The 12393-nt window shown below is 62.0% G+C and carries 5 protein-coding genes; 4 read left to right on the top strand and 1 reads right to left on the bottom strand.

Features of this window, described 5'->3' with window-relative positions:
- The first annotated feature begins 22 nt into the window (after positions 1-22).
- The 4 genes from EVC45_RS27395 (at position 23) to EVC45_RS27380 (ending at position 11369) form a co-directional block, all read left to right on the top strand.
- On the top strand, positions 23-1348 hold the full coding sequence (locus tag EVC45_RS27395; protein ID WP_129961348.1) for an ATP-binding protein: 1326 nt from the start codon (positions 23-25) through the stop codon (positions 1346-1348).
- A 236-nt stretch (positions 1349-1584) separates the two neighbouring features.
- Positions 1585-2988 (top strand): hypothetical protein, encoded by a 1404-nt coding sequence (locus EVC45_RS27390; protein WP_129961347.1) that lies wholly within the window; start codon positions 1585-1587, stop codon positions 2986-2988.
- A gap of 744 nt (positions 2989-3732) precedes the next feature.
- Positions 3733-4407, top strand: a complete 675-nt coding sequence (locus EVC45_RS27385) for a response regulator transcription factor (protein WP_129961346.1) — start codon at positions 3733-3735, stop codon at positions 4405-4407.
- A 626-nt stretch (positions 4408-5033) separates the two neighbouring features.
- A complete protein-coding gene (locus EVC45_RS27380) occupies positions 5034-11369 on the top strand; it encodes an autotransporter outer membrane beta-barrel domain-containing protein (protein WP_248295274.1) in 6336 nt (2111 codons plus the stop codon).
- Between the two features lie 27 nt (positions 11370-11396).
- On the opposite strand, the gene EVC45_RS27375 is transcribed toward EVC45_RS27380, so the two are convergent.
- Complete coding sequence (locus EVC45_RS27375; RefSeq protein ID WP_129961345.1) at positions 11397-12380, bottom strand: amidohydrolase; 984 nt, start codon at positions 12378-12380, stop codon at positions 11397-11399.
- Positions 12381-12393: the final 13 nt, after the last annotated feature.

The raw sequence follows: 12393 nt of genomic DNA, 5'->3' as shown, positions 1-12393 counted from the left end.
GATACACGCTGGATTCGATGGCATGGGCTCGTTGAAAAACCAGATTACTGTCACGCTGATCGTGCTGGTGACGGCAGTCGGCCTCATCGATGCGTATACGTCGTATTGGCTTTCGCGCAAGCACATCGGGGAGCTACTCGACGTGCACTTGCAGGGCGCCGCTATCTGGCTGTCCGCCGGCAATGTCGGCGCGATAGGCTCACACGGTCCGCCGCAGCACTCCGTAGACGGCTTTGTCGGGCAGATCTGGAAGCGCGGCGACGCGGCGCCAACTGATAACACCGATCCGGAAGTGCTATTCGATCGCAATGCGCCGGACGGATATTCGATCGAGCGTATCGGCGACCATCCCTATCGCATCTACACGTTGAGAAAGGCCGACGGCCAGTACACGTACGAGGTCGGACAGCCGGTCGAGTTCCGCGAACAAACAGCAAGACATGCCGCGATCGAAAGCCTGATACCCACGCTGATCCTGATTCCACTCGTCTGGCTCGCCATTCCCTTTGTGGTCAACGCGGCGTTCAAGTCGCTGTCGCGTGCTGGGGCGCAGTCGGAGTTTGTCGGCATTCGGCACCTCAAGCCCCTTGATATATCGGGCGTGCCGGACGAAGTACGACCGTTCGCGGCGTCGATCAATCGGATGATTGCCCGGCTTCAGGTCGGTATCGACGCTGAAAAGCGCTTCGTCGCCGATGCCGCGCACGAGTTGCGCACGCCTATCGCGGCGATGCAGCTTCGCGTCGACAACCTCGTCAACGCTCCCGACGAGGCGGCGCGCGCCGAGCGTCTGCGCGAATTGCGCGAGGCCATCGCTCGAGCGTCGACGATGATCCGACAGCTTCTCTCGCTAGCGCGAGCTGATGCACAGCTCGATCCGACGGCAATCGAGACAGTGGATCTGTCCCAGTTGGTTCAGAAGCTCGTCGCAGACTTTCTGCCGGTTGCAGATGCACGCTCGATCGATCTTGGCGTAGGGAAGTTCGAGAGCGCGCAAGTTGAAGCGCGTGAGGGAGAACTGCGTATGGCCGTGCGCAATCTGCTCGAGAACGCACTGCGCTATACACCGCCCGGCGGAACCGTGGACATCGATCTGTTCCGACGTGCCGACGACGTGGTGGTGCGGGTGACCGACAACGGACCGGGCATTCCAGAAGCGTCATTGCACCAGGTGTTTGACCGTTTCTTCCGTCTGCGCGCGGAGGATTCGGAAGGTAGTGGTCTCGGGCTTTCGATCGTCAAATCGGTCGTGGCAAAGTATCGGGGTTCTGTTTCGCTTGAAAACCGCCGCGATGGGCACAGCGGTCTCATCGCGACAATCGTTCTACCGGCACGCGGCATGATGTAGGGAGTGCGATTGCGGCGGCGACTTGCGGCAAAGACGAAACTGCCAATTATTCAAGACTGCGAATAAATGCGCATCCGAATGCATTAGCCAAATGACCCTGTGCGAAACCGTCCGACTAATAGAAAGCTAATCCGGCGAACGTTCTAATAGAGCATGTCGTCGCGGCACCTTAAGTGGTCGTTTCAAGCCTGATTGCGTCGCGACTCACGCCTATTCAAGAATCTGGAGATTTGGCCATGAAACGATCGCTCTTTCTGATATTTGCCGGAATTGCCGCACTCAACGCACATGGTGCGACAACCATCATGAACAACAAGCTCTATGTCGACGATCAGGCATGGTTTGTAAATGGCATGGTGTATCAACCTGAACCCCGTGGCTGGTACACCACCAATAGTCAATATGACATTAAGGCCGGCGAGGGTGGAGCATGGCTGTGCTCCGGCGCGCATATCGACAATCAGAACAGCTGGACGAGCCCCTGCTACGACGATGATCTGACCGGACTGCTACCGGAGGGTGGCGACGGAAAAAACCTTCAATATAACAATGCGCTCAAGCAGCGGTGGAAGCTCGATCTCGATGATATGCAAAATATGGGGGTCAACACAATTCGTCTCTACAACATCAATACATACAACAAGTCGCATACGGCGTTTCTTGACCAACTGGACGCTCGGAAGATGAAGGTCATCTATCCTGTCCTAACAACCTATGCGTCGCAACAGCCGCCTGACACTGCTAAAGGAATCATTACTTCAATTGTTCAAGAAACCTGTCCTGCTGGACAACTGCACAACGCGGTGCTCGCTTACAGCATTGGCAACGAATTCGACCAGGAGATTCTGGGCAATCCGAACGGAAATGTTGCCCAGAACGTCCAGCTTGCTGCCAGGGTCGTACGTCAGCTGTGTCCGGCTGCCAGAATCACGTATTCGGCGGTTGATAATCCGAGTCAATGGACTCTCGACGCCAATGGCAAGAGTCCAATACTCGAGGCCATCGGCCCGAGCAATATCGATATTATTTCGGTGAATTCTGGATATCGCGGCGACGCGTCCAACCCATCGTCTGCGGGCTCATACAGTTTGATGTTCAACCAGATCACGGCGCTTACGCAGAAATACAATAAGCCGTTTCTCATCAGCGAAATGGGGGCTCATGATAACGAAACCGACAGCTTCAATCCGCATTGGTGGAATTATGTTTGGGGTATCGTCGTAAGCCGTTCCCAACAGGCGAACAATGTGGGCACCGTGTACTTCGAGTATAACGACGAGCCATTGAAGAAAACTCTGGCCTTCACGCAGCAGAACAATGATGCGTATATGGGCGTAACGACCGGCCAATGGCCGGCTCAGGGCGCCGATCCGCACGATTACGGTCAGACCGGCAACCTGGCCAATGTCCAGAAAACGGTCGCCTATCAAGGTATTCCCGATTATCAAACACAGGATAACGCGATCATTGTCTATCCGCGATCAAACCATGGCGCGGGCCGTTACGAGATGTTCGTAAGCGACAACAAGGGCATCAATGCCTGCAATTACAAATTCTCTCCGAATCCCTTCCAGATTGAATCGACATGCTCCGCAGCGGTCAACTCACTCAATCTGCTCAAGACGACGAAGCGTCCCTGACAGGAAACTGCCGGGAAGCCTGTTCGTCGATGCTCCTGTTGCCGCGTTTCAAATCGCTTGACTCGAGGCCAGGGTATCGGAATTCCAGACAGCGGCTTTATTCTGCCGGGCAGGCTGAGCGAGCGCGATGACGCGATACGCACATCGCGACCGACCCCATTTATGTGACGCCCTCCCGAACAATCCAACGATCAACTGATAGTCCAGGTTCGACCTGTTAGATTGGTCGCATGTTGTCAGGGCGAGCGGCCTTTTTCGAACGCTCGCGCGCGGCAAGGACCGGTCCGTCAATACTCATTCCAATCTCATTCTTAACATCTAGAATATTTCCTGAGACGAAGATTGCGGATCGGTCGGCTGAAAAGTGCCAATGGAAAGTGGATTCCGGGAATTATTGCGAGCGAATCCCTGACGCAAGAGGGTCTCCTACGTGAGAGGGACATATGCTTAATGTCTATTTCCTGCTTGTCGATCCTGAGGATAGCGATTCTTCATGGGGCCCGTGTTCAGCCACTTGTATAAATCCCGTGCGATACAGCTTCACCAGTTCCGGCATTCGCGAGTGGTTCGGAAAGTATTTCCCGGGAAGAGCCAATTCTCCTGATGCGAAGGGTCCGAACTGATGCGACATACCCGGCGCAATACGCATGAATCGCGAATCGCTCAGGCGCAAAACGCGCCCGCGGAGAAACGTTCCTTGCCTTGCACCCAACGACAACGCTCCATTGCTGTGGACATTGCACCATGCGAGTGCTCATAGTCGAAGACGACCTGCAGATCGGTCAAAGTTTGCTGCGCGCGCTTCAGGATGCGGAGTACAGCGTCGACTGGGTACGCGACGGCAATGCCGGCAGTGCGGCCATCGCTGCCGTTGAATATACGCTGGTCTTGCTCGATCTTGGTTTGCCCGGCATGGGCGGCATTGAATTGCTGAAGACGGCGCGTGAGAAGGGTAGCAAGGTACCCATTCTGATCCTGACTGCACGTGACGACCTCGACGCGCGGGTCCAGGGGCTCGATTTCGGCGCTGACGACTACGTTCTGAAGCCCTTTCACCTGCCCGAACTGCTTGCGCGGATTCGTGCCGTGCTGCGTCGCAGGGCGGGCTTTGCGTCGTCGCGTCTTGGCAATGACTCGCTGAACCTCGATCTCGACAAACGAACGCTATGCTGCAACGGGGTGTCGTCCGTTCTGTCGGCGCGCGAATTCGCACTGATGTTCGCGTTCCTCGAGCGCCCCGGTACTATCCTCTCGCGAGATCAGCTCGAGGGGAAGCTTTATGGGTGGGGTAAGGAAGTCGAGAGCAATGCGGTCGACGTGCTCATCCACGGTGTACGCAAGAAGTTCGGACAGTCTGTGATTCGCAACGTGCGTGGCCTCGGCTGGACCGTGACGCTCGGCGAATCGCCCGAGGTGTGACGGCACGTCTCGGCTACTCGTTTCCTTACGACGGCGATGTCAAATTTTCAGTTTTAAAGACAGACACAGATCTTCAGGCTTGTTGACGTACATAGAATCAATATTCTAAATATTCCTCTTCGGATTACTTGTGATGATCGGAGTCCCCCGAAGAGAAACATAGTTCTGCGTCGGTCAGCAAGAAGCCATTCAAATATCGAATCCCTGCTTGCCGTAGTGCAAAGCCCGCCGTGCACGTGCAGTACCAGGCTTGAAATTCGCGCGGCGCTTTTCAGCGCCTGGACCTTGTTCCATGCAACCAAGCCCGGCTATCGGCACCTGTGGTTCCCTCCTACTAATTGATATCTAAGTCATCACGCGCACTATGCAACCCAAGCGCAATTGATTGATGTTTTTCAAACGCGCATAGGCTGCCTCAGCCCATTCTGAAGGCCTTTATCAAGTTGGAAAACTTCCACCGAAATACTCCGGCGAAAGTTAGAAATTAATCACCTTCGTGGGCAGGGCTCAATTTCGTACGCATTACTTGCCAGTGCGGGCTTCCGGTCATTCGTCGTGTCCAGAAATCGGATTTTGTCCGATCGAGCCGGGTCGCCAGGAAAGCCAGTCATTGCGACAAAACCAAAATGGGAAAGATCGTGTATATCTTCAAGCATTCATCGCATTGTGAGTCTGCCCGGGCACTGACGTCGGTGCTTTGTATGGAGGATTGCTGCGGCCGCAAGCGTCGCACCGTGGTTGCATTAGCCTCGGCCGTGGCGTCGCTGGCAGCGCTGCTCGTTCCGGTCGCGGTTCGTGCCCAGTGCAACAGCAGCGCCAACCCCGCGCTGCCTGCGGCGCCGGCACAGACCAACTTCTCCAATCAGACGTTCGGCGCAGCGCCGCTTCCCCAGTACTACCTGAACGCCCCGGGCCAGCAAGGATGCAACGGCGCTGACGACGGTTCCTGGAACGGACGGGGCCAGGATGGCTTCGCTGGTCAGTCGGGTGGTTCCTTTAACAGCGTCAATAGCGGAATTACGGTGAAGGGAGGCTTCGCCCAGTCCGTAGAGAGCCCCCTGGTGGGGGCGGAATGGTCCGTCAACGGTGGTAACGGTGGTGTCGGCGGACAGGGCGGTTATAACGACAATAACACCGCCCACACGGGAGCCGGCGGAGCGGGCGGCAAGGGCGGCGCGGTCTCCGTGCAGTTCAGCGGCACGGTTGGCCCCGACTCGAAAGGTGTCCTTCCGGAAGTTGCGCTCGACGTGGAAGCCAATGGCGGCGCCGGCGGAGCGGGCCGCGACTCCAATACCCAAGGCAGACAGGCGCTCTACGGCGGCAACGGCGGAGCGGGGGGGCGGGGTGGTCAGGCGGCGCTTAACGCCTCCGGCAATATCCAGTTCTATGGTAAGGGCCTGCAAGTGATCGCCAAGGGCGGAAGCGGCGGAACGGGGGGCGACGCGCCCAGGCCGATCGATCTTCTCGTGCAAAGCTATGGAGGCAAGGGCGGCGACGGCGGCGCCGGCGGTACCGCGACGCTTGCGTTTCAGAACGGCAGCCTGATCGCCGGCACCTCGACAGGCCAGATCTTTCCGATGCAGGCCGACGCCGAGGGCGGTAGAGGCGGCGACGCTGGTGGCGCGTTCGGTGGAATTGGCAGTTTTGGCGGGACCGGCGGCAACGGAGGTAACGGCGGCACAGCCAGTGCGGAACTCGGCAGCGGTGGCCAGATCGTTTTCTCCGATCAGATGCAACCGGCGAACAGTCGGTATCAGCCGGGCAGCGGCGTAACCGCCAAGGCAAATGGCGGAGCAGGCGGGACCGGTGGCACCGCCACCGACAGCACAATCCGCAACGAGGGTGGGGCGGGCGGCAACGGCGGGAATGGCGGCAGCGCCGGCGCCACCGTCCTCGGTTCGATCGATTACACGGCGAATGTTCCGGCCGGGCAGTCTGCTGCCGGGCTGATCGGCGGTGAGGCGGTGCTGGTGCAGGCCAATGGCGGCGCCGGCGGCGGCGGTGACGGCGTCCAGAGCCCTATCGTGGGTGAAGGCGGCAACGGTGGTAAGGCAGGCGCCGGCGGGAGCGCTTCGCTGACCCTTGGAGACGCGACGAACTCGGCGACAATCAAAACGAACGGCTCATATACCCACGGCGCCCTGGTGCAAAGTGTCGGCGGCGGTGGGGGTAATGGCGGTAATGTCAGCTTCGCGCTGGCCGGCTCGGGCGGTGCAGGTGCCGCGGGCGGCGATGGCGGCGCGGTCACGGTGAACTCGGACCACGCGTATGTCACGGCCGGCAGTCAGTCAGGCGCAGGCACAGGCAGCATCCCGCTGATCGCGCAAAGCATCGGCGGCGGCGGCGGAAGCGGCGGCGACGCCAGCGGCGCCACCGCTGGCGCGGGCTTCGAGATCGGCGGCAACGGCGGCCAGGGTGGCAATGGCGGCGCGGTGAAACTCGCGCTGGGCCAGCACAGCGTGTTTGGCAGCCTCGACCAGAGCGGTGGCGCCGGCATCCTCGCGCAAAGCATCGGCGGCTCTGGCGGCAACGCCGGCAGCGCGACGTCGAGCGGCGGCGGGCTGATCACCATGGTGATCGGCGGGGATGCCCACGGTGGCGGCGCGGGCGGCCAGGTCACCGTCGACAACGCCGCACTCGTCACGACCTACGGCGACCACGCAGCCGGTATCAAGGCCCAGTCGATCGGCGGCGGTGGCGGCAATGGCGGCAACGCTACAGCGTTCACCGTCGGCGGCCCGCTGTCGAGCTCGGTTGCCATCGGCGGACAAGGCGGCGGAGGTGGCGCGGCCGGCGCGGTGTCGCTGACCAATACGGGGCAGGTCGTCACGTATGGTTCGGACGCCGAAGGTGTCGTGCTGCAAAGCATCGGCGGCGGCGGCGGCTCCGGCGGCAGCGCCACGGCGCGTGCCGTGGCCGCATCGGGCAGCCCAAATATTCCTTCAATCAGTGTCAGCGCCGCGATCGGTGGCACCGGCGGGACCGGCAACACCGGCGGCAATGTCACGCTCGATAATTCCGGTCTGATCACCACAGCGGGCGACAGCGCAACTGCTGTGTTCGCGCAGTCGGTCGGTGGCGGCGGCGGTACGGGCGGCGACGCAACCGCCGCGTCCTACTCCGCGTCACCTGCCAAGGGGGCGTCCCTGTCGGTCTCCGTGGCTCTCGGCGGTAGCGGCGGCAGCGGCGGCACGGGCGGCGCCGTCAACCTGGAAAACTCCGGGCTGATCGCAACCCTGGGCCAGGACGCCCACGGCGTGTTCGCACAGTCGATTGGCGGTGGCGGCGGCAATGGCGGCACGGGCGATGCCTCGGCAACGGCGACTAACGCGAAAACCAGCTTCAGCGCGTCGATCGCGGTGGGCGGAACGGGTGGAACAGGGGGGACGGGCGGCACCGTCGGCCTGACCAACGACGGTTCGATCGCGACGCGCGGCGACGGCGCCGATGCGGTGTTCGCCCAGAGCGTGGGCGGCGGCGGCGGCGCAGGCGGCGGTGGTACCGCTGCGGCCAGCGGCGGCACGGCTGCGATCGCCGTGGGAGTTGGCGGCAAGGGTGGCGTCGGCGGCGACGGCAACACGGTGACGACGACCAACAACGGCAACATCGTCACCCGCGGCGCGGCCTCGACCGGCATCTTCGCGCAAAGCGTCGGCGGCGGCGGGGGCAAAGGCGGCAAGGGCGCGGCGGCCGCGGGCGGCAGCAGCGGCCTCGACACCTACTCCAACGCCCAGGCCCTGTTCGGCATTCTGGGTAACGGCCTCGGCCTCAACCAGAATGTGCAGAACCTGGGCAACAACATCCTGCAGGACGGAGCGTTGGGCGAAAAAATCGAAGCGACTTATGGTGATCTGGAAAAGCTCCTCACGCAGCCGGATGGAGTATCGAAGGTTCTGGGCACCGTGAACCAGATCAGCGTCGGCGTGTCGGTCGGCGGCAGCGGCGGCGCGGGTGGCGTGGGCGGCGCCGTGAACGCAACCAACACCGGCGCGATCGGCACCTATGGCGCGCAATCTCACGGCATCTTCGCGCAGAGTGTTGGCGGCGGTGGCGGCAGCGGTGGCGCGGCGAGTTCGGTCGGCAAGTCGAACAATGATTCGAAAGTGCAGGCCGCGGTCGCCGTGGGCGGCAGCGGTGGCGCGGCGGGCTCGGGCGGGGCGGTGAGTATCGTGCAGAAGGCAAATGGCGCAGTCGAGACGCAGGGCGTGGAAGCGTTTGGCTTGTACGCGCAGAGCGTTGGCGGCGGTGGCGGCAACGGCGCGATGTCGGGCGCGGTCAGCGGTTCGCTGAAAAGCCTGTCGGTCGCCGTGGGCGGCAATGGCGGAGGCGCCGGGGATGGCGGCGACGTGCACGTCAGCAACTCCGGCACGGTCACGACACTTGGCAAGCACAGCGTCGGCATCCTCGCGCAAAGTATCGGCGGCGGCGGCGGTGTCGTGACGACCGCGAGCAGCGATGAGACATTCGATCCTTCCAAAGCCGTCCAGAATCCTCAGGGGCGAATCGCCGACATCTACGGAGTGACACTGAGCTTCGGCGGTCAGAACGGCAGTTCGGGAAATGGCGGCTTCGTCAATGTCTACACGCAAGGCAACGTGACGACGAGCGGGCTTGACGCGCACGGTATCGTCGCGCAGTCGATTGGCGGCGGGGGCGGGTTTGTGGCGGGCGGACAGATCAACGGGAACGTGCTCGTTGGCGCTGGCGGCGCGAGCGGCAATGGCGGCAACGTTCTTGTTCTGGACACCAATAACACTGTCTCTACCACCGGCGACGGTGCGTATGGGATCGTCGCACAATCGATCGGCGGTGGCGGGGGCTTTGCCGGCGACCCGTCCGCTCCGACCTACTACGATGACAATACGAGCGGCGCGGTATTTGCCAACAGCGGCAATGGCGGCAACGTCAACGTCATCGTGATGAACGGCGGGAAGGTCGTGACGACAGGCCGGTACGCGCCCGCGATCTTCGCGCAATCGATCGGCGGTGGCGGTGGTCTGGTGGCCGCCAACGACAACTCGAGCATTCTCGGCCCGCTGCATGTTCTGTCACGTGGCAGCGCGGGTGGTGCCGGCGTGGGCGGCACGGTCGCCGTCAACGTCAAGAATAACGACACGGTCATGGCCACAGGCGTCGGGTCCGCCGGCATCCTGGCGCAGAGCGACGGCCATCAAGGCGGGCAAATCTTTATCAACCTGGCGCCCGGGTCGAAAGTCATAGGCGGCACGAACGACCCCAATTTCCCGACGACCATAGAGACGCCGGACATTCGCGACGCTGCCGCCGTCCGTCTGATTGGCGGCAATAACAACGTCATCACCAACCAGGGCACCATCCAGACCTTAGGCAAATACGCGATCCTGGTGGACCCCACATTCTGGGGCGAGGGGTCCGTCACCACCACGGTCAATAACTCCGGCACCATCACCGGTGACATCTACTCCCTTGGTGGCCCCGGCAACAGCGTTGTCAACAATCTGCCCGGCGGCGTGATCGACACACCCACCACGCTGAACGTCGGAGGCGGCACGGTGAACAATGCCGGCACGCTCAAAGTCGGCGGCGCGAAGTCGATCGGCAATACGGTTCTCACCGGCAATCTCGTGCAGACTTCGACTGGCACGCTGAACGTGCAGATCGATCCGGCCAACAAGCGGTCCGATCTGCTCAACATCACCGGTACCGCCGCACTTGCCGGTAAGGTGCAGGCCGATCCGGTGAGCTATCTGAAGAGTACGAGCACCGTGCTGTCGGCGGCCGGCGGCATTCAGCCGGATGCGACGCTCGCGGGTTCTTCTACGCCGGTTTACCGCTTCACGCCGCTGGTGCAGGGCAACACCGTCGCGATCAAGACCGATGCGGATTTCGTCGGTGCGAGCAAGGGGACTTCGGCCACGCAGCAAAGTGTCGCGGCCAACCTGGACCGGCTGTGGAACAGCGCCAATCCCACCTTTTCGCCGATCTTCGGCGCCTTCGGCAGCGCCGGTAGCACGGCGGGCTATGCCCAGACGCTGACCGCCGTCTCCGGCCAGGAGCTGCTCGGCGTGGCCGCTGCGCGCTACCAGTCCAGCCAGGCATTCTCGCGCTCCGTCTTCAGTTGCCCGGAGTTCGGCGACGACGACACCACCGTCAGAAAGCAGGGCTCCTGCGTGTGGTTCCGCGCCACGGGCATGTGGGAAAACCGCAGCGCCGACGCTTCGTTCCCGGGTTTCGGCTGGCAAGGTACGACGATGAAGGTCGGCGGTCAGGTCCAGCTGCAGCCCGGCTGGTTCCTCGGTGGCGCCATCGGCTACGAGACCGACCGCTTCACCGGCAACGACAACCTGACGAGCGCCAACGGCAATGCGCTTCTCGGCGTCGTCGCGCTCAAGCACGAGGTCGGTCCGTGGACTTTCACCGGAGCGGTCGACGCCAGCTACGGCTGGTTGAACAGCTCGCGCGCGATCCCGACCGCCAATGCGGTGGCGACCGCCTCGCCCGATTCGTACAATCTCGGCTTGCACTTGCGCGCGGCCTATCAGATCCCGTTCGGCCGCTTCTACCTGGAGCCTGCGCTCGACGGCGATCTGAACTACATCAATCTGCCGGGCTACACGGAGAGCGGTGCGGGCGCGCTCAATCTGAAGGTGAATAGCGCGAACAGCGTCATTGCGACCGGCACGCCGAATCTGCGGATCGGCACGCGCGCGCAGATCGGGTCGGCGACAGTCGACGCCTATGTCGGCGCCGGCGTGAGCTTCATTGCAGGCAATAGCTACACGACCAACGCGTCGTTCGCCGCAGCCCCGGGTTTCGGCAGCTTCACCAATACGCTCACCAATGCGCACGTCGCGGGCAAATTTTCAGCTGGGGTAGAGGTCTATACGACCAAACGTCTCGATGTGCGTATGGAGTATGACGGCATGGTTGCCGCGCATGAGGTCGAGAATGGCGGCCAGATCCGGGTCAAGTACCGGTTCTGATAAAAGCGTCGAGACCCGGACAGGTCATCAAAAGTCGTAAAGCGTGGTTGGATTGGTGACGAGGACGCGCTGTCGCCATTCCGGTTCGGGTACCCAGTGCGCGAGTTGATTGAACACGCGCGCGTCGTCGACGTGACGGAACGGGCTGATGGTCGGTTTGTCGCCCGGCTCGTGCTCGGTGTGCGGCCAGTCACTCGCCCAGACGATGCGCGCGGGGTTTGCCTCGACAAGGTGGCGCACGAGCGGGCGCACGTCGTCATAGTCCGGCGTGCGTTGCGAGATGCGATAGGGCGCCGACAGCTTGAGATAGGGCGCCGACAGCTTGATATAGGCATGGCCGCTTCGCAGAAGCTCGACGATCGGCGGTAAATCCGGCTGGGCCATACCCTTTGACGGCTCGATCATCGCGAAGTGATCGAGGACGACCGGCACATCGAGCGCACCGATTTCGTCCACCAATGCCGCGATCACCGGTGACGCTGCGTAGATCTCCAGGTGCCATCCAAGCGGCCCGATGCGGCGTGCGAGCGAATTCAGCACGCCGCGGGCCGCGTCGGGGTCCTGCTGACCGATCGACGCCAGATTGACGCGCACGCCTTTGACCCTGTTGGCTGCCAGCGCCTGGAGCGTTTCATCGGGCGCAGACGGATCGATCACCGCAGTCCCTCGCGCGATGTCGCCGAGCACCTGTAGCGCATCGACGAGGCATGCATTGTCTGCGCCGTAGAAGCTCGGCTGGACGAGCACGACGCGCGACAGGCCGAGCTGCGCAAGGTGTGCACGCAAAGCGGCCACACTCGCTTCGGGAGGCGTGTAGTCGCGATCGGGCAACATCGGATAGCGGCTTTGCGGACCGATGACATGCACATGGCAGTCGCACGCGCCGGGTGGGATCGGGAACGAGCTGGCGCTATTCCTGTGCGCAGTGCTTGCCGCTGACGCCAGGCCGAACGACGCGCCAGCGAGACAGGCAGCGGTGGCCTGCAAGATGAAATGTCGTCGGTCGGTCATGGTCGCCGGATTG

Origin of the sequence: Paraburkholderia sp. UYCP14C, from assembly GCF_004197395.1 — a bacterium.
GTDB lineage: Bacteria > Pseudomonadota > Gammaproteobacteria > Burkholderiales > Burkholderiaceae > Paraburkholderia.
Note: the sequence above shows the minus strand (reverse complement) of the source record. Positions and strands in the feature narration are given on the sequence as shown.